Source organism: Pseudomonas trivialis (genome assembly GCF_036864995.1).
Taxonomy (GTDB): Bacteria; Pseudomonadota; Gammaproteobacteria; order Pseudomonadales; family Pseudomonadaceae; genus Aquipseudomonas; species Aquipseudomonas trivialis.
The window spans coordinates 3764655-3787054 of the sequence record NZ_CP142151.1; the positions used below are offsets into that span (position 1 = coordinate 3764655).

Annotated in this window: 23 protein-coding genes; 3 read left to right on the forward strand and 20 right to left on the reverse strand. The window is 61.8% G+C overall.

Annotated elements, in window-relative coordinates; translation table 11 throughout:
* Positions 1 to 407: 407 nt before the first annotated feature.
* The 3 genes from VRB54_RS16390 (at position 408) to VRB54_RS16400 (ending at position 2671) form a co-directional block, all read left to right on the forward strand.
* On the forward strand, positions 408 to 857 hold the full coding sequence (locus VRB54_RS16390) for a hypothetical protein (protein ID WP_338478019.1): 450 nt from the start codon (positions 408 to 410) through the stop codon (positions 855 to 857).
* Positions 858 to 1121: 264 nt separating this feature from the next.
* On the forward strand, positions 1122 to 2015 hold the full coding sequence (locus VRB54_RS16395; protein ID WP_338481120.1) for a sensor histidine kinase: 894 nt from the start codon (positions 1122 to 1124) through the stop codon (positions 2013 to 2015).
* Entirely contained in the window at positions 2012 to 2671 is a 660-nt protein-coding gene (locus VRB54_RS16400) for a response regulator transcription factor (RefSeq protein ID WP_338478020.1), read from the forward strand. Before VRB54_RS16395 ends, VRB54_RS16400 begins: the two co-directional genes overlap by 4 nt.
* Here VRB54_RS16400 and yegS read toward each other — a convergent pair.
* The 20 genes from yegS to fliO all read right to left on the reverse strand — a co-directional run bounded on the left by yegS (position 2630) and on the right by fliO (position 22400).
* Positions 2630 to 3550: a lipid kinase YegS gene (yegS, locus tag VRB54_RS16405; RefSeq protein ID WP_338478021.1), complete on the reverse strand. Its 921-nt coding sequence runs from the start codon at positions 3548 to 3550 to the stop codon at positions 2630 to 2632. The two genes, VRB54_RS16400 and yegS, sit on opposite strands and share 42 nt — an antisense overlap.
* Positions 3551 to 4244: 694 nt before the next feature.
* On the reverse strand, positions 4245 to 4637 hold the full coding sequence (locus VRB54_RS16410; RefSeq protein ID WP_057008157.1) for a DUF2802 domain-containing protein: 393 nt from the start codon (positions 4635 to 4637) through the stop codon (positions 4245 to 4247).
* Positions 4638 to 5120, reverse strand: coding sequence for a chemotaxis protein CheW (locus tag VRB54_RS16415; protein WP_003236843.1), 483 nt, complete (start codon positions 5118 to 5120; stop codon positions 4638 to 4640).
* A 79-nt stretch (positions 5121 to 5199) separates the two neighbouring features.
* A complete protein-coding gene (locus VRB54_RS16420; RefSeq protein ID WP_338481121.1) occupies positions 5200 to 5988 on the reverse strand; it encodes a CheW domain-containing protein in 789 nt (262 codons plus the stop codon).
* A complete protein-coding gene (locus VRB54_RS16425) occupies positions 5988 to 6776 on the reverse strand; it encodes a ParA family protein (RefSeq protein ID WP_003236847.1) in 789 nt (262 codons plus the stop codon). Before VRB54_RS16425 ends, VRB54_RS16420 begins: the two co-directional genes overlap by 1 nt.
* Before the next feature lie 51 nt (positions 6777 to 6827).
* Positions 6828 to 7715, reverse strand: coding sequence for a flagellar motor protein MotD (motD, locus tag VRB54_RS16430; protein ID WP_338509307.1), 888 nt, complete (start codon positions 7713 to 7715; stop codon positions 6828 to 6830).
* A gap of 14 nt (positions 7716 to 7729) precedes the next feature.
* Positions 7730 to 8470 carry a flagellar motor protein gene (locus VRB54_RS16435; RefSeq protein ID WP_003236851.1) on the reverse strand — a complete coding sequence of 247 codons (741 nt, stop codon included), beginning with the start codon at positions 8468 to 8470 and terminating at the stop codon, positions 7730 to 7732.
* The gene (locus VRB54_RS16440) at positions 8470 to 9615 is read right to left on the reverse strand and encodes a chemotaxis response regulator protein-glutamate methylesterase (protein WP_338478023.1); all 1146 of its coding nucleotides are present in this window, start codon (positions 9613 to 9615) and stop codon (positions 8470 to 8472) included. The genes VRB54_RS16435 and VRB54_RS16440 overlap by 1 nt, the downstream gene beginning before the upstream one ends.
* Before the next feature lie 49 nt (positions 9616 to 9664).
* Positions 9665 to 11905: a chemotaxis protein CheA gene (locus tag VRB54_RS16445; RefSeq protein ID WP_338478024.1), complete on the reverse strand. Its 2241-nt coding sequence runs from the start codon at positions 11903 to 11905 to the stop codon at positions 9665 to 9667.
* 11 nt (positions 11906 to 11916) lie between these two features.
* A complete protein-coding gene (locus tag VRB54_RS16450) occupies positions 11917 to 12705 on the reverse strand; it encodes a protein phosphatase CheZ (RefSeq protein ID WP_338478025.1) in 789 nt (262 codons plus the stop codon).
* Between the two features lie 18 nt (positions 12706 to 12723).
* A complete protein-coding gene (locus VRB54_RS16455; protein ID WP_015885173.1) occupies positions 12724 to 13098 on the reverse strand; it encodes a chemotaxis response regulator CheY in 375 nt (124 codons plus the stop codon).
* Positions 13099 to 13265: 167 nt separating this feature from the next.
* A complete protein-coding gene (fliA, locus tag VRB54_RS16460; RefSeq protein ID WP_338478026.1) occupies positions 13266 to 14006 on the reverse strand; it encodes an RNA polymerase sigma factor FliA in 741 nt (246 codons plus the stop codon).
* Positions 14003 to 14836: a flagellar synthesis regulator FleN gene (gene fleN, locus VRB54_RS16465; RefSeq protein ID WP_003192912.1), complete on the reverse strand. Its 834-nt coding sequence runs from the start codon at positions 14834 to 14836 to the stop codon at positions 14003 to 14005. The genes fliA and fleN overlap by 4 nt, the downstream gene beginning before the upstream one ends.
* A gap of 105 nt (positions 14837 to 14941) precedes the next feature.
* A complete protein-coding gene (gene flhF, locus VRB54_RS16470) occupies positions 14942 to 16258 on the reverse strand; it encodes a flagellar biosynthesis protein FlhF (RefSeq protein WP_209983437.1) in 1317 nt (438 codons plus the stop codon).
* Between the two features lie 11 nt (positions 16259 to 16269).
* Positions 16270 to 18384, reverse strand: a complete 2115-nt coding sequence (gene flhA, locus VRB54_RS16475; protein ID WP_245229258.1) for a flagellar biosynthesis protein FlhA — start codon at positions 18382 to 18384, stop codon at positions 16270 to 16272.
* 634 nt (positions 18385 to 19018) lie between these two features.
* A complete protein-coding gene (flhB, locus tag VRB54_RS16480; RefSeq protein ID WP_209983441.1) occupies positions 19019 to 20155 on the reverse strand; it encodes a flagellar biosynthesis protein FlhB in 1137 nt (378 codons plus the stop codon).
* A gap of 3 nt (positions 20156 to 20158) precedes the next feature.
* Entirely contained in the window at positions 20159 to 20944 is a 786-nt protein-coding gene (gene fliR, locus VRB54_RS16485) for a flagellar biosynthetic protein FliR (protein ID WP_003236874.1), read from the reverse strand.
* A 4-nt stretch (positions 20945 to 20948) separates the two neighbouring features.
* Complete coding sequence (gene fliQ / locus VRB54_RS16490) at positions 20949 to 21218, reverse strand: flagellar biosynthesis protein FliQ (protein WP_003214552.1); 270 nt, start codon at positions 21216 to 21218, stop codon at positions 20949 to 20951.
* Between the two features lie 4 nt (positions 21219 to 21222).
* Positions 21223 to 21966 (reverse strand): flagellar type III secretion system pore protein FliP, encoded by a 744-nt coding sequence (fliP, locus tag VRB54_RS16495; protein WP_338478027.1) that lies wholly within the window; start codon positions 21964 to 21966, stop codon positions 21223 to 21225.
* Positions 21966 to 22400 (reverse strand): flagellar biosynthetic protein FliO, encoded by a 435-nt coding sequence (gene fliO, locus VRB54_RS16500; RefSeq protein WP_338478028.1) that lies wholly within the window; start codon positions 22398 to 22400, stop codon positions 21966 to 21968. The genes fliP and fliO overlap by 1 nt, the downstream gene beginning before the upstream one ends.

Genomic DNA, 22400 nt, shown 5'->3' on the forward strand with positions numbered 1-22400 from the left:
TCAGTGCCTTCATATGGCATGGCAACGACGCAACGCGACCCTCAAAATGACGCGAGGTTCCGTCGTGTAAGGGGTTCCCCTAGGCGCAATCAGGCGTGACCTGATATTCGCGATATCTAATAGCCATTAATGTGACGCCATTCTCATTGCATGAATGGAGTCAGGCTTTTGCTCGCCATCGCCAGCCCTCGGCCCATAGGCCTCCCAGACGTAAAACCGACGGCAACCGAAGCGCTGCGAATCAACTCGACTGCACTCGGCACGCAGGTCTGCGGCACATTTTTAAATAAACTTCCCACTAAAATATCGGAAGCTGCCTACAGATCTCAGTCATATTTCAGCGGTAGTTTTAAGCCATTCACCCAGTGCGGCATCTCACCACCCGACCTTACGTTGTGGAGACTTGCATGATGAACGACGCTAACGAATGGCAAGTTGCACTTTCCCTGTTTCAGCACGAGGCCGAAAAACTGCTGGCCAAGTCCGAAGAGTGCCTGAGCCACCTGCACATGATTCGCAACGACAGTGACGCCATCGACTGCATGGAAAGCAGTCTCAGCACGCTGGCTGAAAAAGCCGACAGCCTGGCCCTGCAGGGGATTAGCGAGTTTTCGCGGCACATCCAGCACCTGATCGCCAATGCCGAAAACCCGTTGCAACTGCATGATCAGGCGCTGGCGGCCCTGCACGATTGTCTGACATTATTGGCCTGGCAACTTGAACTGATAGACGCCCGTACCGGACGACTGCAATTGGACGAAACTGAACAAACTACGTTGATCGCAACAGCCTCCCTGCAGATTCCGCAAAAGAACTTCAGTTATAAACCCCAGCAACGTTTGCACCACAGCGCCTGAGTTGCAGCCGGGCTTATATCCGTTAACGACGCGAACCGTCGCCGTTTGAACTTTACGCGCCGGCGAAAAGATATCGATTGGCCTTGAATGGCCCTGACGATACACACGCACCTGAACACCGCAACGTCCTTTCCTGCCTGTCGAAACTGCCGCCCCGGCCATTGGCCTGAACGGGCCAGGCGACGTCATGCGCTTGGCGACCAACGGTAATAGTGGTGGTACTATGCGCCGCTCGAAGACTCAACTTCATTGGCTCCATTCGCTATGTACGCCAGCCTCAAGTCACTTATCGCCAGGTCTGTTTCGCGCAGCAATGCACGCCGCATGGTCCTCGTGCTGTGCCTTGGCTCGCTGTCGCTGAGTCTGTGGGCCTACGCCCGCTCCGGCCCATTGCCGCTGGCAGTGCCGCTGCTCAACCTGGCGATGCTGCTGGTGGTCGGCCTGCAACAATGGAAATCACGCAAAGCCATCAGGTTCCAACCTCAGGAACTGGCCGAGCGCCTGCTGCAGGTACAGGAAAACGAACGCCACCGCCTCAGCCGCGAACTGCACGACGATATCGGCCAATTGCTCACCGCCGCCAAGCTGCAAAGCGAATGGCTGCAGCGCCGGCTGCCGGACGAGCTGCAGGGTCAATGCACGGTGCTGTGCAACACCCTGAATGAAACCCTGGCCAAGGTGCGCGACGTGTCCGCCATTCTCAACCCACGCCAATTGTCCAGCCTGGGCCTGGAAGCCAGCCTGCGTGCGCATCTGCTCAAGACCCTGGCAAACACCCCGGTGCACTGGAGCCTGGAATGCCAGCAACGGCTGACCGGCATCCCGGAAGAAATGGCCGTGGCGGCCTTTCGCATTACCCAGGAAGCGGTCACCAACATGCTGCGCCATGCCCAGGCGCACAATCTGCTGGTACGCCTGCAACGCCTGCCCGAAGGCCTGTCGCTGGTGATCTACGACGATGGCCAGGGCTTCTCTCCCGCCAGCAACCCTGCTCTTGAAGGCCAACGCGGCATGGCCGGCATGTGTGAGCGGATCGACCAACTGGGAGGCACGCTGGCGGTGAGCAGCCAGCCTGGCAAAGGCACCCGCATCGACGCGCTGTTCCCCTGGGCGCCACGCGCCCTCGAACGCGCCAGTCGCCCGAAGGTTATCGAGTGACCTGCAACGTACTCCTGGTGGATGACCACGCGCTGATCAGGGCCGGCGTGCGTGCGCTGATCATGGATATTCCCGGCTACGCGGTGATCGGCGAAGCCAGCGATGGCGCGCAGTTACTGGAGCGGTTCGGCGCCCTGCAACCGGACATCGTGCTGCTGGACCTGTCGATGAAACACACCGGCGGCCTCGATGCCCTGCAGCAGCTCAAGGGTGCGTATCCCAGGAGCAAGGTGTTGATCCTGTCGATGCACACCGACCCGGAGATGATCATGTGCGCGCTGGAGTCCGGCGCCCATGGCTACTTGCTCAAGGACACCACTGCCACCGAGCTGGAACAGGCCCTGCGCGCGCTGCGCAACAACGAGCGCTACCTGAGCCCGGCCATCGCTCACACCGTGATCAACCAGGCGCTGGTGCGCAGCCAGGGCGCAGCTTCGGCTGCCGTGCCGAGCCACACGCTCACCGCGCGGCAGCTGGAGATCCTGCGCCTGATCGTGCGCGGCAAGTCCACCCGCGAAATTGCCCATGGCCTGGGCCTGAGTATCAAGACCATCGAAGCGCACCGCTCGCAGATCATGAAGCGGCTGCAGATCTTCGACGTGGCGGGGTTGGTGTTATTCGCCGTGCGCGAGCAGATTATCAGCCTGGACGACTAGCGGAGAATCCTTCGGCAGGTGCACGCGCAGGGCCTTGGGCAACGCCTCGAAACGCAGATCATCGCCGCTGAGCGGCTCACCGTCGAGGTTGATGTAAAGCTCCCTCGCCTGCCTGATCTGCACCCATGGCAGCCGCGCCCGCACAAACATCGCGTCCAGGCCCCAGCCGTTGTTCATCAGCTCGCGCAGTGTACCGACCACTTCCTGGGGCGCCGGGAGGATGCTGACGTCGAGCAGGCCATCATCGGCCATCGCTTCGGGGCACAGCTCATGCCCACCGCCCGCCTGCCGACCATTACCGATACCCAACGCCAGCAGCTCGCCCTGCCAGTGAAAGTCCGGCCCGTCCAGCTCGGCATAGGCAGCCTTCAACTCGCTGAAACGCGTGAGGCCGGTGAACAGGTAGGCGGCGCCACCGAGGACTTTTTTCAGGTCTTCTGAGGTGTTGGCGGTGACCTGGCTGCCGAAGCCGCCGGTGGCCATGTTGAGGAAGATCTGCCCGCCCACCTGACCGAGGTCAATCGCCCTGGGCGGCGTATCCAGCAGCGCCAGCGCCTGAGCCGGCTCCTGGGGCACACCGGCGGCCTTGGCGAAGTCATTGGCGGTGCCCAGGGGCATCAGCACCAGGCTGGCATCCGCCTTGGACTGGGCCATGGCTTCGGCCACATCGCGCAAGGTACCGTCGCCGCCGCCGGCGATGATGTGGGTGTAGCCGTTGGTCAGCGCTTCATCGACCAGGCGCCGTGCATCGCCACCCTCCCACGTCACCCGAACCGCCAGTTCCCAGCCCAGCTCGCGCCTGGCGTTCACCGCGCTGCGCACGTCCTCGTTGAGGGCTTGCTTGCCGTGGAGAATCAACAGCGCTTTGGGGGTGGTCATTGGTGGGTTACTCCGGGAGTTGAAGGTGCATGAGGGATGTGACCTTTGCCGAGGGGGATTGGTTTACCGGGGTTGGCGCGATTTTTTGATGATGGCGACTTTGGATGAGGCTAGGCATGCACTCACTCCGACCCGCGTGTTTAACGCGGCGCTCCAGATTAAAAGCAACAGCGCGGCAGCCTTTGCGTCGACCGATATGGGGGTGTGAACGCGATCAAATGTGGGAGCTGGCTTGCCTGCGAAGGCATCGACCGGGTGTTCCTGATGGATTGAGGTGCCTGCATCGCAGGCAAGCCAGCTCCCACAGAGAAGCGGATTGGGGACAGATCATGCTTTTGATCTGCTTTGCTTTGGCTTTTGATCTTGATCTCAGGCGCCCCGTCAACCACGCTGGCCGAACGCAGGCTTGAATCCGTGGGTAACCCGGCAGGACGCCGGGTTAGCCGCACTGGGCCAGGGATGGCCCATTGCGGCGGCCCACGGATTCAAGCCTGCGTGCGGGCACACCGAGCCTGAGCGAGGTGCCGAGTGGTGGGGCGAAGCGTTTTTGGTTACTTTTTGCGCTCTTCAAAAAGTGACCCGCCGTAAGGGCGGAACCAATAGCCGCCATAACCGCAACAACGGATATGTACAAAATAAAGCCGCCGTCGGGAGCAAGCCCCGTCCCACAAAGCCAAGCACTCCAACCGCACACCTAGCTCTTGTGCAACTTGCTCATCAACTGCGCCTCAGCCTGAGTCAACCCGCACGACTGCGTCAGCTCATCCACCGTCGCCCCCATGCCGACCAACCTAGCCGCCTGAGCAAACGACAGATTCGCCGGATCGCGCTGCTCCAACTGCTCCAGCTTGTCCGGGATCGGCGCCAGGATCGCGCGCAATTCATGCACCTCATCCCCCACCTTCACCGCACTCTGCTGATAGTGATCCACCCGCCGGACCAGATCGAGAATGCGCCGCTCACGCAGCGCATCCCGCTCGGCCTGTTGCAGGGCCAACTCCCGTTGCTGGCGCATATAACGCAGCACGAACGCCACCGTCCCGGCCCACAGCAGGGCCAGGACAATCACCAAGGCTTCAAAGAACAATCAGATGTTCTCCAGATCCGACCACTCTTCCTCGCTCATCATCTTGTCCAGTTCAACCAGAATCAGCAGTTCGCCGTTCTTGTTGCACACGCCCTGGATGAACTTGGCGGATTCTTCGTTACCCACGTTCGGCGCGGTTTCCACTTCCGATTGGCGCAGGTAGACCACTTCGGCCACGCTGTCGACCATGATCCCGACCACTTGCTTGTCGGCTTCAATGATGACGATACGCGTGTTGTCGTTGACCTCGGTCGGTACCAGGCCGAAGCGCTGGCGGGTGTCGATCACCGTCACCACGTTGCCGCGCAGGTTGATGATACCCAGCACGTAGCTGGGCGCACCCGGGACCGGCGCGATCTCGGTGTAGCGCAGGACTTCCTGCACGCGCATCACGTTGATGCCGTAGGACTCGTTGTCCAGTTTGAAGGTAACCCATTGCAGGATCGGATCATCCAAACCTTGTGCGGACGCTGACTTGTTCATTTCTCTGACCCCTTCAAATACCGTAGACACGGCGTGTGTACTTGCCTGACCGCACTTGCGCGCAGCCCTTATTGTTCACTCAACTGCGTTTATTCTGCGCCATCGTCTTGACTGCGCCGCTGGCGATCAACTCGGCCAGTTCGGCGACGTCAAGCAACGCGCACATGTGTTCGATCACGGTGCCCGCCAGCCACGGCCGTTGGCCACGGTGGCTGCGCCATTTGATTTCGTTCGGGTCCAGGCGCAACGAGCGGCTGACTTGATGCACCGCCAGCCCCCACTCATAGCCCTGCACCGAGATCACGTATTGCAAGCCCTGGCGGAAGTCGTCGCGATAGCGATCGGGCATCACCCAGCGCGCGGTGTCGAGCACCTTGAGGTTGCCGGCCTGGCTTGGCAGGATGCCGAGGAACCACTCCGGTTGCCCGAACAGCGGCGTCAACTCCTGGCCTTCGAGCGAATAGATCGAGCCCAGGCATACCAGCGGCACCGCCAGCGTCAGGCCGGCGACGTCGAACAGCAGGCATTCGAACGGCTCCGCGGCCCAGGCCGGGCGCTCGTCGCCACGCACCGTCGGCGGTGTGATGCTCGGCGGCAGGTGCACTTCGACCACGGGCTCGACCACCGCCGGCGCAGCCACCAGCGACAGCGGAACAATCGGCACCACCACCTGGGCGTCGCGCGCCTGTTCTTCCAGCACCGCCAACTGGAACTCGTCCAGTGGGGCTTGCACCGCAGGGGCCGGTTCGAGCACCAGGATCGGCTCCGGCAATTCTTCGGCGGTCGCTTCCTGCAGCAAGGCATCCAGATAGGATTCGAGTGCCAGCTGCGGCCGGGTCTTGAGCTTGAAGTCGACAGGTCGGTTCATCATGCCACCTGCGCCACGAGCTGCTGCGACAACAGGTGCTTGAGCAACGCACGGTAGGCCAGCACGCCACGGCTCTTGCCGTCGAACTGCGATGGCGTGAGCCCGGCGCGGCTGGCGTCACGCAGGCGCGTGTCCACCGGGATGTAGCCGTTCCAGATCGCGTCCGGGTAGCCGTCGCGCAGAACGCGCAAGGTGCCGAGCGATGCCTGGGTACGCCGGTCGAACAGGGTCGGCACGATGCTGTAGGGCAACGGCTGTTTGCGCGAGCGGTTGATCATCGCCAGGGTGCTCACCATGCGCTCCAGGCCTTTGACGGCCAGGTGTTCGGTCTGCACCGGAATCACCAGTTGCTGGCTGGCCGCCAGGGCATTGACCATCAGCACACCGAGCAACGGCGGGCTGTCGATGATCGCGTAGTCGAATTCCTGCCACAGCTGCGCCAGGGTCTTGGCGATCACCAGGCCCAGGCCGCTCTGCCCCGGAGACTGTCGCTCAAGGGTGGCCAGCGCGGTGCTGGACGGCAGCAGGGAAATGCTCTCGTTGCTGGTGGGCAGCAGCAGTTGCCCCGGCAAGTCGGCCGGCACGCTGCCCTTGTGCAGAAACAGGTCGTAGCAGCTGTGTTCCAGCGCATCCGGGTCGTAGCCAAAATAGCTGGTCATCGAGCCGTGAGGGTCCAGATCGACCACGACCACACGCTTGCCCGCCTCGGCCAGCAAGCCGGCTAACGCGATGGAGGTGGTGGTCTTGCCGACTCCACCCTTTTGATTGGCAACTGCCCAGACTCTCATTCGGTTGGTTCCTCCCGGCAGGCAATGGCGCGACCGAGACAGTGCATAAAATTAGTGAGCCGGCGACGGGGAATTGACGGAGCCCTGTCGAACCGGCGGCTTAACCGCTGGCGGTGCAGTTTGTGTGCCAGCGCGCTTCAACGCGGCATCCGGTGTTGCATTTGCAGTGCCGGTGCCCGTAAGGCTGCGGCGTACATCCAGGTTGCGTGATACCACCAGCACCACGCGACGGTTGCGCGCGCGGCCCTGCACCGTGGCATTGTTGGCCACCGGCTGGAACTCGCCATAACCCACCGACGCCAGGCGCCCGGGGTTCACACCCTGCATGGCGAGCATGCGCACGATGCTCGCCGCACGCGCCGACGACAGCTCCCAGTTGGTTGGGTACTGCGCGGTGTTGATCGGCAGGTTGTCGGTGAAGCCTTCCACGTGTATCGGGTTGTCAAACGGCTTGAGGATCGCCGCCACCTTGTCGATGATGCTGAACGCCTGATCGCTGGGTATGGCATCGGCACTGGCGAACAACAGGCTGGAGTTGAGTTCGATCTCCACCCACAACTCATTACCACGCACGGTCATCTGGTTGGAGCTGATCAGGTCGCCGAACGCTGCGCTGATATCATCCGCGATGCTTTTCAGCGGATCGCTGGTGCCGCCTATGCCCGCAGCAGTCTCGTCGCTGTCGTTGACCAGCGGCTTGGCCGGGGTCACGGTCTTGGGCCGCTCGTCACCAATGGGAATCGGCTTGAGCGCACGGTCCGTGTCGTTGAACACGCCCACCAGCGCCTGGGAAATGATTTTGTACTTGCCTTCGTTGACCGACGAGATCGAATACATCACCACGAAAAACGCGAACAGCAAGGTGATGAAGTCCGCGTAGGACACCAGCCAGCGTTCATGATTGACGTGTTCTTCAGGCTCGCGGCGACGACGGCTCACTGGCAACTCCCCCATCAATCCATGAAGCCCTGGAGCTTCAATTCGATGGAACGCGGGTTCTCGCCCTCGGCAATCGACAGGATGCCTTCGAGCAACATTTCGCGATAACGGGACTGGCGCAGGGCAATCGACTTGAGTTTGCTCGCCACCGGCAGCAGCACCAGGTTGGCACTGGCCACACCATAAATGGTGGCGACGAACGCCACGGCAATCCCGCTGCCCAGTTGCGACGGATCGGCGAGGTTGCCCATCACGTGGATCAGGCCCATCACCGCACCGATGATGCCGATGGTCGGCGCGTAGCCGCCCATGCTTTCAAAGACTTTGGCGGCGTTGATATCGCGGCTTTCCTGGGTGTAGAAATCCACTTCCAGGATGCTGCGGATCGCCTCCGGCTCGGCGCCGTCAACCAGCAGTTGCAGGCCTTTGCGTGCGTAGCTGTCGGGCTCGGCATCGGCCACGCCTTCCAGGCCCAGCAGGCCTTCCTTGCGCGCGGTGAGGCTCCAGTTGACCACGCGGTCGACGCCGCCGGCCAGGTCCACGCGCGGCGGAAAAATGATCCACACCAGAATCTGCATGGCGCGCTTGAACGAACTCAAGGGCGCCTGCAGCAATGCCGCGCCCACGGTGCCGCCGATCACGATCAACGCCGCCGGGCCGTTGGCCAGGGCGCCGAGGTGGCCGCCCTCCAGGTAGTTGCCGCCAATGATCGCGACAAAGGCCAGCGTGATGCCGATCAGGCTCAACACATCCATCAGAGACAGGCCTCCACCAGATGCCGGCCGATGTCGTCCAGGCTGTAGACGGCGTCGGCGAGGTCGGCCTTGACGATGGCCATGGGCATGCCATAGATCACGCAGCTGGCTTCGTCCTGGGCCCAGATGGCGCTGCCGCCCTGCTTGAGCAGGCGCGCGCCTTCACGGCCGTCGGCGCCCATGCCGGTGAGCACTACCGCCAGAACCTTGTCGCCGTAGGACTTGGCGGCGGAGCCGAAGGTGATGTCCACGCACGGCTTGTAGTTGAGGCGCTCATCGCCCGGCAGGATCTTGATCGCGCCACGCCCGTCCACCATCATCTGCTTGCCACCCGGTGCCAGCAGCGCCAGGCCAGGACGCAGGATGTCGCCATCCTCGGCTTCCTTGACGCTGATGCGGCACAGCTTGTCCAGGCGCTCGGCGAACGCCTTGGTGAACGCGGCGGGCATGTGCTGGATCAGTACGATGGGCGCCGGGAAGTTGGCCGGCAGTTGGGTCAACACCCGTTGCAGGGCCACCGGGCCACCTGTGGAGGTGCCGATGGCGACCAGCTTGTAGGCCTTGCGCTTGGGCGCCGGTGAATGTGCATGTGCATGTGCGGCGGGCGCAGTGTTACGAACCGGCGCGGCGGAGGCAGGCCGGGCCGTCGGCGCAGGTGCCGGGCGGTTGAACGAGGAACCCGCTGGGGCAACTGGCGCGGCTGTCGGCGCATGTGTCGGCGCAGGTGCGCTGGACAGACTGCGACGGTTACTGCGCGCAATGCTGTGCACCTTCTCGCACAGCATCTGTTTGACCTTCTCGGGGTTGCGCGAGATGTCTTCGAAATTCTTCGGCAAAAAATCCACCGCGCCGGCGTCCAGCGCGTCGAGGGTCACTCGGGCGCCTTCGTGGGTGAGCGAGGAGAACATCAATACCGCGGTGGGGCAGCGTTGCATGATATGGCGCACGGCCGTGATGCCGTCCATCATCGGCATCTCGTAGTCCATGGTGATCACGTCCGGCTTCAACGCAATTGCCTGGTCAATCGCCTCTTTGCCGTTGGTGGCCGTGCCGACCACCTGGATGCTTGGATCGGCGGAAAGAATTTCCGAGACGCGGCGGCGGAAGAAACCCGAATCGTCCACCACCAGGACCTTGACTACCATAAACACTCCGTTAGGTGGGGCGGGCGTTACCGCCTGAGCCCCACCAAAATCAAATACGCCGTGCGGCGTAACGCTTGAGCATGCTCGGGACATCGAGAATCAACGCGATCCGACCGTCACCGGTGATGGTCGCGCCCGACATGCCCGGGGTCCCCTGCAGCATTTTGCCCAATGGCTTGATCACCACCTCTTCCTGGCCAACCAACTGATCGACCACAAAGCCGATGCGCTGGGTGCCCACGGACAGGATCACCACGTGGCCTTCGCGTTGTTCTTCATGCTTGGCCGATGCCACCAGCCAACGCTTGAGGTAGAACAGCGGCAGGGCCTTGTCGCGCACGATCACCACTTCCTGGCCGTCGACCACGTTGGTGCGCGACAGGTCGAGGTGGAAGATCTCGTTGACGTTGACCAGCGGGAAGGCAAACGCCTGGTTGCCCAGCATCACCATCAGGGTCGGCATGATCGCCAGGGTCAGCGGCACCTTGATGACGATCTTGGAGCCCTGGCCCTTGGTCGAGTAGATGTTGATCGAGCCGTTGAGCTGGCTGATCTTGGTCTTCACCACGTCCATGCCGACGCCACGGCCCGACACGTCGGAGATCTCGGTCTTGGTCGAGAAGCCCGGGGCAAAGATCAGGTTGTAGCACTCGGTGTCGGTCAGGCGGTCGGCGGCGTCCTTGTCCATCACCCCGCGCTTGACCGCGATATTGCGCAGAATCGCCGGGTCCATGCCTTTGCCGTCATCGGTGATCGACAGCAGAATATGGTCGCCTTCCTGCTCGGCCGCCAGAATCACCTTGCCGTTGCGCGACTTGCCCGCCGCTTCACGTTCTTCAGGGGTTTCGACGCCGTGGTCGACGGCGTTGCGCACCAAGTGGACCAACGGGTCGGCCAGGGCCTCGACGAGGTTCTTGTCGAGGTCGGTTTCTTCGCCCACCAGTTCCAGGTTGATTTCTTTCTTGAGCTGGCGTGCCAGGTCGCGAACCAGGCGCGGGAAGCGGCCGAAGACTTTCTTGATCGGCTGCATGCGCGTTTTCATCACCGCGGTCTGCAGGTCGGCGGTGACCACGTCGAGGTTCGACACGGCCTTTTGCATGGCTTCATCGCCACTGCTCAGGCCCAGGCGCACCAGGCGGTTACGCACCAGCACCAGTTCGCCCACCATGTTCATGATGTCGTCCAGGCGCGCGGTGTCTACCCGTACGGTGGTCTCGGCTTCGGTGGTGACTGGCTTTTCGGCCACGGCGGCAGCCGGGGCGCGTGCAGGTGCTGCGGCAGGTGCCGGTGCGGGCTTGGCGGCTGGAGCGGCTGGAGCGGCTGCGGGTGCAGGTGCCGGTTTGGCGGCCACAGGCGCAGCAGTCGCCGCTGCGGCCGGGGCCACTTCGGTGAACTTGCCCTTGCCGTGCAGTTCGTCGAGCAAGGCTTCGAATTCGTGATCGCTGATCAACCCGTCACCGGCCGGTGCTGCGCCGGCAGCAGGGGCGGCTGGCGCGGCAGCGGCAGGCGCCGTCGCGGCGACTTCCGGCAAGGCATCGACAGCAAAGGTGCCCTTGCCGTGCAGTTGATCGAGCAAGGCTTCGAATTCGTCGTCGGTGATATCGGTGCTGGCGCTCGCTGCAACTGCGGGCGGCGCGGCGACCGGTGCCACGGCGTCGGCAGCGAACTGACCCTTGCCATGCAACTGGTCGAGCAGGGATTCGAATTCGGCGTCGGTGATGTCTTCGCTGGTCGGCGCGGCAGGTGCAGCAGCCGGTGGCTGTGGCGCTTGCGGTGCTTCGGCCTCGGCCTTCACGGCGTTGAGCGAATCGAGCAACTGTTCGAACTCGCTGTCGGTAACATCCGGCTCGGGCTCAGGCTCGGCCACCGGTGCAGGCGCAGCTACGGCGGGGGCCTCGGCAGCCGGCTCTGCCAGACGCGCCAGGGCGGCCAGCAGTTCCGGGGTGGCGGCGGTGATCGGGGCACGTTCGCGCACTTCGCTGAACATGCCGTTGACCGCATCCAGTGCTTCGAGAATCACGTCCATCAACTCCGAGTCGACCTGCCGTTCACCCTTGCGCAGGATGTCGAACACGTTCTCGGCGATGTGGCAGCACTCCACCAGCTCATGGAGCTGGAGGAAGCCGGCGCCCCCTTTTACAGTGTGAAAACCGCGAAAAATTGCATTGAGCAGGTTCGCATCATCCGGTCGGCTTTCCAGCTCGACCAGTTGTTCGGACAGTTGCTCTAAAATTTCGCCGGCCTCTACAAGGAAATCCTGAAGGATTTCTTCATCGGCGCCGAAGCTCATGTGGGTGCTCCTTAGAAGCCTAAACTGGATAACAGGTCATCGACATCATCCTGACCTGACACAACGTCTTCACGTTTATCGGCATGAATCTGAGGACCTTCACCCTTGGCGAGATGTTTTTGTGGATCTTTTTCCGAGAGGATCGCCGCGCGGTCATGTTCGATGCCGGCAAAACGATCGACCTGCCCGGCCATGAGCACCAGTTTGAGCAGGTTGCTTTCCACTTCGGTAACCAGTTGGGTCACGCGCTTGATCACCTGACCGGTGAGGTCCTGGTAATCCTGGGCCAGCAGAATATCGTTGAGGTTGCTCGCCACCGTGCGGTTTTCCTGTTCGCTGCGCGACAGAAAACCGTCGACCCGGCGGGCCAGTTCACGAAACTCCTCAGCACCCACTTCGCGACGCATGAAGCGCCCCCAGTCGTGGCTGAGCGCATGGGCCTCGGTGGCCATGCCATTGACCAGAGGCGTGGCGTTTTCCACCAGGTCCATGGTGCGGTTGGCCGCCGCCTCGGTCAGCTTGACCACATAGGACAGGCGTTCGGTGGCATCGGTGATCTGCGAAATTTCTTCGGCCTGGGGCATGTGCGGGTCAATCTGGAAATTGACGATCGCACTGTGCAGCTCGCGCGTGAGCTTGCCCACTTCCTGGTACAGGCCGCGGTCACGGGTCTGGTTAAGCTCATGGATCAACTGCACCGCGTCGCCGAAATGGCCTTTTTCAAGGCTGTCGACCAACTGGTGAGCATGTTTTTTCAGGGTCGACTCAAAATCGCCCAATGTTGTTTCTTTCTGCTCCATAGCTCCCCCGCGATGGCATTAGCCGTGGATGCGTTCGAAGATTTTTTCGATCTTCTCTTTTAGCGCCAATGCCGTGAATGGCTTGACTACGTAACCGTTTACCCCGGCCTGGGCGGCTTCGATAATCTGTTCACGCTTGGCTTCGGCGGTCACCATCAGTACAGGCAGGCTGCGCAGCTTTTCGTCAGCACGCACGTGGCGCAACAAGTCGATGCCGGTCATGCCCGGCATGTTCCAGTCGGTTACCAGAAAGTCGATGCTGCCGCTGTTGAGGATCGGAATCGCCGTAATGCCGTCATCCGCCTCGACCGTGTTTGTGAACCCAAGGTCACGCAACAGGTTTTTTATGATCCGCCGCATCGTTGAGAAGTCATCAACGATGAGGATTTTCATGTTCTTGTCCAATTCGACCTCCAAGCAGTCTTAAACGCGCCCAGCACCTGGACGCGCCATTTCAATCAACAGGCGTTACACAAAAAGGACTGCCGGGTCCACCACGGGTCGAACCCGCGAAGGTCGTGACCCTCGCGGTATCGTCTGCAGTGTCCCCACACTGCCTGTCAGCGCGCGCGCCACTCTCCCAAACGCCCCCGCAAACGGGCTGCGCACTGGCTATGCAACTGGCTGACACGCGATTCGCTGACCCCCAGGACCTCACCGATTTCCTTGAGGTTCAGCTCTTCGTCGTAGTACAGCGCCAGGACCAGGCGCTCACGCTCCGGCAAGTTGGCAATGGCGTCCGCCAGTGCACCCTGGAAACGTTCATCTTCCAGGTCGCGTGACGGCTCCATATGCGCACTCGCGCCATCCTCATGCAGCCCTTCGTGTTCGCCGTCCTGCAACAGGTCGTCGAAACTGAACAGGCGGCTGCCCAAGGTATCGTTCAAAATCCCGTAATAATCATCGAGACTCAATTGGAGTTCGGCCGCAACTTCATGATCTTTAGCGTCGCGACCGGTTTTTGCTTCAATTGAGCGAATTGCGTCACTGACCATCCGCGTATTGCGGTGCACCGAACGCGGCGCCCAATCCCCTTTACGCACTTCATCGAGCATCGCGCCACGTATGCGAATACCCGCATACGTCTCGAAACTGGCGCCCTTGCTCGCATCGTACTTGGTCGACACTTCAAGCAAGCCGATCATGCCGACCTGGATCAGGTCTTCGACCTGCACACTGGCCGGCAGGCGTGCCAGCAAGTGATAGGCGATGCGCTTGACCAGCGGCGCATAGCGCTCGATCAGTTCGCCCTGGCTGTCGCGTGCCGATTTTTTATAGAGGTTGTAGCCGCTGGATGTCATAGCACAGGACCCGCGCTTGTCTGATGCACCAATCGTTCGACGAAGAACTCCAGATGCCCGCGCGGGTTGGCGGGCAGCGGCCAGGTATCGACCTTCTGGGCAATCGCCTTGAATGCCAGCGCGCACTTGGAACGAGGGAATGCTTCGTAGACCGCACGCTGTTTTTGCACAGCCTTGCGCACGCATTCGTCGTAGGGAACTGCGCCGACGTATTGCAGGGCGACATCGAGAAAACGATCCGTGACCTTGGTCAGTTTGGCGAACAGGTTGCGCCCTTCCTGCGGGCTCTGGGCCATGTTGGCCAGCACGCGGAAGCGGTTCATGCCGTAGTCACGGTTAAGCAGTTTGATCAGGGCGTAGGCGTCGGTGATCGAAGTGGGCTCGTCGCACACCACCAGCAGCACTTCCTGCGCGGCGCGCACAAAGCTGACCACGGACTCGCCGATGCCGGCGGCGGTGTCGATCACCAATACGTCGAGGTTGTCGCCGATATCGCTGAACGCCTGGATCAGGCCGGCATGCTGCGCCGGGCTCAGGTGCACCATGCTCTGGGTGCCGGAGGCAGCCGGCACGATGCGGATCCCGCCGGGCCCCTGCAGCAGCACATCGCGCAGCTCACAGCGCCCTTCGATCACATCGGCGAGGGTATGTTTGGGGGTCAGCCCCAGCAGAACGTCCACGTTCGCCAGGCCCAGGTCAGCGTCCAGCAGCATGACGCGACGGCCAAGCTCTGCCAGGGCCAGGGACAAATTCACTGACACGTTAGTTTTCCCGACGCCACCTTTGCCGCCGGTCACCGCGATCACCTGTACGGGATGCATGCTGCCCATTTTATTTCTTTACCTTGTCTTGCTTAGACGCAGGCTACATGGCTTGGCCGCTTGAATCGCTTGCAGACCATCGATGTAGGTACATTTCACGGTGTTCATCCTGCCTCAACCGACCCGTTTTGCCGGGTTGTGGTAAAGGTCGGCGAACATATCAGCCATCGCTTCCTCGCTAGGCTCGTCTTGCATTTGCACACTCACGGCACGGCTGACCAACTGATGACGACGCGGCAGATGCAGATCATCCGGGATCCGCGGGCCGTCGGTCAGGTAGGCGACCGGTAATTCATGGCTGATTGCCAGGCTCAGCACCTCGCCCAGGCTCGCGGTTTCGTCGAGCTTGGTGAGGATGCAGCCGGCCAGACCGCAGCGCTTGTAACTGTGATACGCAGCGGTAAGAACCTGTTTCTGGCTGGTGGTTGCAAGCACCAGGTAATTTTTCGATTTGATCCCACGGCCGGCCAGGCTTTCCAGCTGCATGCGCAACGCCGGATCGCTGGCTTGCAGGCCGGCGGTGTCGATCAGCACCACGCGCTTGCGCAGCAGCGGGTCGAGGGCGTTGGCCAGGGACTGGCCCGGGTCGACGTGGGTCACCGGCACATTGAGAATGCGGCCGAGGGTCTTGAGCTGTTCCTGGGCGCCAATGCGGTAGCTGTCCATGCTCACCAGCGCGATGTTGTTGGCGCCGTACTTGAGCACGTAACGGGCGGCCAGCTTGGCCAGGGTGGTGGTCTTGCCCATGCCGGCAGGGCCGACCATGGCGATCACACCGCCCTCTTCGAGGGGTTCGATTTCCGGGGTGGCGATCATTCGCGCCAAGTGCGCCAGCAGCATGCGCCAGGCCTGACGGGGCTCCTCGATGTTGCCGGTCAGCGCCAGCAGGTCGCGCGACAGCGGGCCAGACAGGCCGATGCGTTGCAGGCGACGCCACAGGTTGGCCTGTTGCGGCTTGCTGCCTTGCAACTGGTTCCAGGCCAGCGAGCCCAGTTGTACTTCGAGCAGTTCGCGCAGGCCGTTGAGTTCAAAGCGCATCGAATCGAACACGCGCTGGTCGACGGCGGCAGCCGGGGCCGGTGCGGCAGGACGCGGCGGCTCGACGAAAGTCGGCTCCACCAGCGGCTCGGCAGCGGTCAACGGCAGGCCGGCGAACAGCTGGCGATTGGTGGTGGTGTCGCTGTCGCCGCGCATGCTGAGCTCGGCCTGGGCCGACACAATGCGCGAGGCGGTCTTGCGCAGCTCGTCTTCGAGTTCCATGTTCGGCACGCGTGGCGCCAGGGCCTGGGGGGTGTAATCCAGGGCAGCCGTCAGCTCCACACCGCCGGCGATGCGGCGGTTGCCGATAATGGCAGCATCGGCGCCCAGCTCATCACGCACCAGTTTCATGGCCTGACGCATATCGGCGGCGAAAAAACGCTTCACTTGCATAACCCACTACCTCAGCCGTTGGGCCCTACTGTCGCGACGATAGTCACTTGCTTATTGTCAGGAATTTCCTGGTAAGCCAATACGTGCAAATTCGGTACTGCCAGGCGTCCAAACCGCGACAACATCGCTCGGACCGGGCCTGCCACCAGCAGAATCACCGGCTGGCCCTGCATTTCCTGGCGCTGTGCGGCGTCGATCAACGAACGCTGCAGTTTTTCAGCCATGCTTGGCTCCAGCAGAACGCCCTCTTCCTGGCCTAATCCTGCCTTCTGAATACTATTGAGCAAAATCTGTTCCAACCTTGGCTCCAAGGTGATAACAGGCAGCTCGGAGTCAAGCCCTACAATGCTTTGCACGATTGCGCGGGACAATCCGACCCGCACCGAAGCCACCAGCGCGGCGGTATCTTGACTCTTGGCGGCATTGTTGGCGATAGCCTCGGCAATGCTGCGAATGTCGCGTACCGGCACCTGTTCGGCCAACAGCGCCTGCAGCACCTTGAGCAACTGCGACAACGAGAGCACGCCCGGCACCAGCTCTTCGGCGAGTTTTGGCGAGGCCTTGGCCAGCAAACCCATCAATTGCTGGACTTCCTCGTGACCGATCAGCTCGTGGGAGTGCTTGTAGAGGATCTGGTTGAGGTGGGTAGCAACTACGGTGCTGGCGTCCACCACGGTGTAACCGAGCGATTGCGCCTGGCTGCGCTGGCTGACTTCGATCCACACCGCGTCCAGACCAAAAGCCGGATCTTTGGCGGTGATGCCGTTGAGGCTGCCGAACACCTGGCCCGGGTTGATCGCGAGCTCCCGGTCCGGGTAGATCTCGGCTTCGGCGAGAATCACGCCCATCAGGGTCAGACGGTAGGCGCTGGGCGCCAAGTCGAGGTTGTCACGGATGTGCACGGTGGGCATCAGGAAGCCCAGGTCCTGGGACAACTTCTTGCGCACCCCCTTGATCCGCGCGAGCAACTGGCCACCCTGGTTGCGGTCCACCAGAGGAATCAGGCGGTAGCCAACTTCCAGGCCGATCATGTCGATAGGAGTCACGTCATCCCAGCCCAACTCCTTGGTTTCCTGGGCGCGGGCCGGGGATGGCAGCAATTCCTGCTGGCGCGCCACCTCTTGCAGGGCCTGCACCTTGACCGCGTTCTGTTTTTTCCAGAACAGGTAAGCACCGCCGCCGGCCAGGGCCGCCATGGTCAGGAACGACACGTGGGGCATGCCCGGCACGATACCCATGATCGCCATGATGCCCGCCGCCACGGCCAGGGCCTTGGGCGAGGCAAACATCTGCCGGCTGATCTGCTTGCCCATGTCTTCGGAGCCCGAAGCACGGGTCACCATGATGGCCGCTGCTGTGGATAACAACAGTGATGGCAATTGCGCCACTAAACCGTCACCGATGGTCAGCAAGGCGTACACCTTGCCGGCATCGCCGAAGGTCATGCCGTGCTGGAAGATACCCACGGCCATGCCGCCGATGAGGTTGATGAACAGAATCAGCAGGCCGGCGATGGCGTCGCCACGCACGAATTTGCTCGCACCGTCCATGGAACCGTAGAACTCGGCTTCCTGGGCCACTTCCAGGCGGCGGGACTTGGCCTGGTTCTGGTCGATGAGGCCGGCATTGAGGTCGGCGTCGATTGCCATCTGCTTGCCGGGCATGGCGTCGAGGGTAAAGCGTGCGCTCACCTCGGAAATACGCCCGGCACCTTTGGTCACGACCACGAAGTTGATGATCATCAGGATTGCGAACACCACGATACCGACCACGTAGTTACCGCCGATCACCACCTCACCGAACGCCTGGATCACCTTGCCGGCAGCGGCATGGCCGTCCTGGCCGTGCAGCATCACCACTCGGGTGGACGCAACGTTCAGCGCCAGCCGCAGCAGGGTCGCCACTAGCAGGATGGTCGGGAACACGGCAAAATCCAGCGGCCGCAGGGCGTATACGCACACCAGCAACACAACCACGGACAGCGCGATGTTGAAGGTGAAGAACACGTCGAGCAGAAACGGCGGCATCGGCAACATCATCATTGCCAGCATCACCAGCAACAACAACGGCACACCCAGATTGCCCCGCGAAAGGTCAGTCAGGGTCGTACGGGCCGTGCCGAACATTTGAGAGCGATCCACCACCGGTATTCCTCGTAACGTAAAGCAAACTTTTGACGCCGGGAGGCGACTTGCAGGCGGTATTGCAAGAAGCTGTCCAACTTTGGTTTTGGCGGCAGGATCAAAAATATGGGAGGGGGCTCGCTCCCGACAGCCGTGGGTCGGTCAACCGCGAGGTGACTGATCCATCGCTATCGGGAGCAAGCCCCCTCCCACATTCTGGTTTGTGTAAAGGCTGGATGTGCGCCGTTGGCGCCTTGCGTCATCAAGGTTTTGGTGTGGCTGATCCGATCGGCGGCAGCGCGTACGGGCCTTTGGGTCGATGGATCATTCGGAATGCCATTTGCTGGCCAATCGAAAACTCAGTCCTGCCCCAATCCCTCTTGTCGACAAATACCTCATCTTTCCAATCATCAGACCAAATCACCCACTCGGCTCTGATCGGATCGTAGGATTTGACAGCACCGCTATACACCTTCAACACCGCTCTCCCTGTATATCCCTCACGACCTGCGTACAGTTTCTGGTGCAATGGAACCGCGCACAGGCGCGACTGGCTACTGTCAAAGTTGACAGGTAGACGCTGACCAACGACGAGTGATAGGGAAGGAGAAATGCAGCACTGTGAGGCCAGACGGCGTCAAGAATCGCGTCGCAGCTCCGGTGGAATCGGCAGATCCTTGAGCGGGTCCGGCCGTTTGCCCTTGCCCGCGCGGTATTGGCGGATCTGATAGACGTAGGCCAATACCTGCGCCACGGCCAGGTACAGGCCGGCGGGAATTTCCTGGTCCAGGTCGGTGGAATAGAAGATCGAGCGCGCGAGCGCCGCCGATTCCAGCAGCAGGATGTCGTTGGCCACGGCAATTTCACGGATCTTCAGCGCGGTAAAGTCGCTGCCCTTGGCCAGCAGCATCGGCGCGCCGCCTTTCTCCGGGTCGTACTTGAGGGCCACGGCGTAGTGAGTGGGGTTGGTGATGATCACGTCGGCGTCGGGCACCGAGGCCATCATCTTGCGCTGGGACATTTCACGCTGCAACTGGCGGATGCGCTGCTTGACCTCCGGCCGCCCTTCCTGGTCCTTGTGTTCGTCGCGCACTTCCTGCTTGGTCATCAGCAGTTTCTTGTGGCTCTCCCACAGCTGGATCGGCGCGTCCACCGCCGCAATGATGATCAACCCGGCGGACATCCACAGCGCGCTCCAGCCCACCAACTGCAAGCTGTGGATGATCGCCGACTCCAGCGGCTCGTGGGCGATGCGCAGCAGGTCGTCGATATCCGACGACAACACCGCCAGCGCCACGAACAGGATCAGGATGAATTTGGCCAGGGCCTTGAGCAGTTCCACCAGCGCCTTGGCGGAAAACATGCGCTTGAGCCCTGCCCCCGGGTTCATGCGGCTGAACTTGGGCGCCATGCTGCTGGCGGCGAACAGCCAGCCGCCCAGGGCCACTGGGCCAATCAGTGCGGCCAGCATCAAGGTGATCAGGATCGGCTGCACTGCCAGCAGCGCGATCTTGCCCGAGTGCATCAGGTATTGGCCCATGGCGTCGGGGTTGAGCAGCACCTCGCGCGGCAGGCTGAAGTTGTATTTCATCAGCTCCAGCAAATCCAGGGCCAGGCCGCCGCCATAGATCAGCAGGGCGCCGGAACCGGCCATCATGGTCGCGACGGTGTTGAGCTCCTTGGAGCGGGCGATCTCGCCCTTTTCCCGGGAGTCCTTTTTGCGTTTCTCCGTGGGGTCTTCTGTCTTGTCCTGACCACTCTCGCTCTCGGCCATGGCTCAGCGCGCCCGTGCCAGGTCACGTAAAAACTGCAAGGCATCGGTCGCCAGCGGTTGATACTGATTGAGAATGTCCGCCAGGCCGACCCAGAAAATCACCATGCCCATGACAAGGGTCAGCGGGAAGCCGATGGAGAAAATATTCAACTGCGGCGCCGCGCGCGTCATCACGCCGAACGCGATGTTCACCACCAGCAATGCGGTGATCGCCGGCAGCACCAGCAACAGCGAGGCGCCCAGCACCCAGCCGAGGCGCCCCACCACTTCCCAGAAATGATTGACCACCAGCCCCGACCCCACCGGCAAGGTGGTGAAACTTTCGGTCAGCACCTCGAACGCCACCAGATGGCCGTTCATGGCCAGAAACAGCAAGGTCACCAGCATCGTCAAAAACTGCCCGATCACCGCTGCCGAGACGCCGTTGGTAGGGTCGACCATGGACGCGAAGCCCATGCCCATCTGCACCGATATGATTTGCCCGGCGACCACGAAAGCCTGGAAGAACAGCGTCAGGGAAAAGCCCAGCATGGCGCCGATCAGCACCTGCTCGGCGATCAGCAGCAAGGCGCTGAGGTCGAGCGCGTTGACCGGCGGCATCGGCGGCAATCCGGGCACGATCACCACTGTGATGGCCACCGCGAAGTACAGTCGTACACGCCGGGGAACCAGAGTGGTGCCGAACACCGGCATCGCCATCAGCATCGCGGTGACGCGAAACAGCGGCAGGATGAACGAGGCCACCCAGGTACTGATCTGGGTGTCGGTCAACGCCAGCAGCGATTGCATGGGCTCAGCCGATCAACTGCGGAATACTGCCGTACAGCTGCAGAATGTATTCCATGAAGGTTTGTACCAGCCACGGGCCGGCGACGATCAGCGTGATCAGCATCACCAGCAGGCGCGGCAGGAAGCTCAGGGTCTGTTCGTTGATCTGGGTCGCGGCCTGGAACATCGCCACCAGCAGGCCCACCAGCAGGCTCGGCACCACCAGCACGGCGACCATCATGGTGGTCAGCCACAGCGCTTCACGGAACAGGTCGACCGCTACTTCTGGCGTCATGGCCTCATACCCCTCCGAAACTGCCGGCCAGGGTGCCGATTATCAGCGCCCAGCCATCCACCAGCACAAACAGCATGATTTTGAACGGCAACGAGATGATCAGCGGTGACAGCATCATCATGCCCATGGCCATCAGCACGCTCGCCACCACCAGGTCGATGATCAGGAACGGGATGAAGATCATGAAGCCGATCTGAAACGCGGTCTTCAGCTCCGAGGTGACGAACGCCGGTACCAGGATGGTCAGCGGTGCCTGATCCGGCGTGGCAATGTCGGTGCGCTTGGACAGGCGCACGAACAGCTCAAGGTCGCTGGAACGGGTCTGCGACAGCATGAAGTCCTTGATCGGGCCCTGGGCTCTGTCGATGGCGACCTGGGGCGTGATGGTCTCGGCCAGATAGGGTTGCAGGGCTTGCTGGTTCACCTTGTCGAACACCGGCGCCATGATGAACATGGTCAGGAACAGCGCCATGCCGGTGAGGATCTGGTTGGACGGCGTCTGCTGCAGGCCCAGGGCCTGGCGCAGAATGGAGAACACGATGATGATCCGCGTAAAGCTGGTCATCAGCATGACGAATGCCGGGATAAAACTCAGCGCGGTCATGATCAGCAAAATCTGCAGGCTGACCGAATACTCCTGCGCGCCGGCCGCGTTGGTGCCCAGAGTGATCGCCGGGATCGACAACGGGTCGGCGCCCAGCGCCAGTGGCGCGGCCAGCAACAGCATGAGCGTCAATAAAACGCGCATTACTTCTTATCCTTCTGATCCTTGCCCAGCAACTCCATCAGGCGCTGAGCGAATTCCGGCGTGGCTGGCGTGGACGTGTCCACGTTCACCGGGTTCTTGAGCACGTGCAGCGGGGTGATGCGGCCCGGCGTGATGCCCAGCAAAATCTGTTCGCCACCGACCTGCACCAGCACCAGCCGGTCACGCGGCCCGAGCGCACGTGCGCCGATCATCTCGATCACCTGGCCATTGCCCGGGCCGATGCGCTGCATACGGCGCATCACCCAGGCCAGCACAAAGATCAGCCCCACCACCAGCAGCAACCCCAGCACCAGCTGGGTCAGTTGCCCGCCGACGCTGCTGCCGACCACGGGCGCGGCCGCCTTTGCCACAGGTTCGGCCGCGAGGGCGCTCAATGGCAGCGCCAGGCACAGTCCCGCCAGTGAATACTTCAT

What these genes read in the sequence shown, in the direction of transcription:
- VRB54_RS16390 (WP_338478019.1), top strand. Translation starts at nt 408, where the DNA reads ATGATGAACGACGCTAACGAATGGCAAGTTGCACTTTCCCTGTTTCAG.
- VRB54_RS16395 (WP_338481120.1), top strand. Translation starts at nt 1,122, where the DNA reads ATGTACGCCAGCCTCAAGTCACTTATCGCCAGGTCTGTTTCGCGCAGC.
- yegS (WP_338478021.1), bottom strand. Translation starts at nt 3,550, where the DNA reads ATGACCACCCCCAAAGCGCTGTTGATTCTCCACGGCAAGCAAGCCCTC.
- VRB54_RS16415 (WP_003236843.1), bottom strand. Translation starts at nt 5,120, where the DNA reads ATGAACAAGTCAGCGTCCGCACAAGGTTTGGATGATCCGATCCTGCAA.
- VRB54_RS16420 (WP_338481121.1), bottom strand. Translation starts at nt 5,988, where the DNA reads ATGAACCGACCTGTCGACTTCAAGCTCAAGACCCGGCCGCAGCTGGCA.
- VRB54_RS16425 (WP_003236847.1), bottom strand. Translation starts at nt 6,776, where the DNA reads ATGAGAGTCTGGGCAGTTGCCAATCAAAAGGGTGGAGTCGGCAAGACC.
- VRB54_RS16435 (WP_003236851.1), bottom strand. Translation starts at nt 8,470, where the DNA reads ATGGATGTGTTGAGCCTGATCGGCATCACGCTGGCCTTTGTCGCGATC.
- VRB54_RS16440 (WP_338478023.1), bottom strand. Translation starts at nt 9,615, where the DNA reads ATGGTAGTCAAGGTCCTGGTGGTGGACGATTCGGGTTTCTTCCGCCGC.
- VRB54_RS16445 (WP_338478024.1), bottom strand. Translation starts at nt 11,905, where the DNA reads ATGAGCTTCGGCGCCGATGAAGAAATCCTTCAGGATTTCCTTGTAGAG.
- VRB54_RS16450 (WP_338478025.1), bottom strand. Translation starts at nt 12,705, where the DNA reads ATGGAGCAGAAAGAAACAACATTGGGCGATTTTGAGTCGACCCTGAAA.
- VRB54_RS16455 (WP_015885173.1), bottom strand. Translation starts at nt 13,098, where the DNA reads ATGAAAATCCTCATCGTTGATGACTTCTCAACGATGCGGCGGATCATA.
- fliA (WP_338478026.1), bottom strand. Translation starts at nt 14,006, where the DNA reads ATGACATCCAGCGGCTACAACCTCTATAAAAAATCGGCACGCGACAGC.
- fleN (WP_003192912.1), bottom strand. Translation starts at nt 14,836, where the DNA reads ATGGGCAGCATGCATCCCGTACAGGTGATCGCGGTGACCGGCGGCAAA.
- flhF (WP_209983437.1), bottom strand. Translation starts at nt 16,258, where the DNA reads ATGCAAGTGAAGCGTTTTTTCGCCGCCGATATGCGTCAGGCCATGAAA.
- flhA (WP_245229258.1), bottom strand. Translation starts at nt 18,384, where the DNA reads ATGTTCGGCACGGCCCGTACGACCCTGACTGACCTTTCGCGGGGCAAT.
- flhB (WP_209983441.1), bottom strand. Translation starts at nt 20,155, where the DNA reads ATGGCCGAGAGCGAGAGTGGTCAGGACAAGACAGAAGACCCCACGGAG.
- fliR (WP_003236874.1), bottom strand. Translation starts at nt 20,944, where the DNA reads ATGCAATCGCTGCTGGCGTTGACCGACACCCAGATCAGTACCTGGGTG.
- fliQ (WP_003214552.1), bottom strand. Translation starts at nt 21,218, where the DNA reads ATGACGCCAGAAGTAGCGGTCGACCTGTTCCGTGAAGCGCTGTGGCTG.
- fliP (WP_338478027.1), bottom strand. Translation starts at nt 21,966, where the DNA reads ATGCGCGTTTTATTGACGCTCATGCTGTTGCTGGCCGCGCCACTGGCG.
- fliO (WP_338478028.1), bottom strand. Translation starts at nt 22,400, where the DNA reads ATGAAGTATTCACTGGCGGGACTGTGCCTGGCGCTGCCATTGAGCGCC.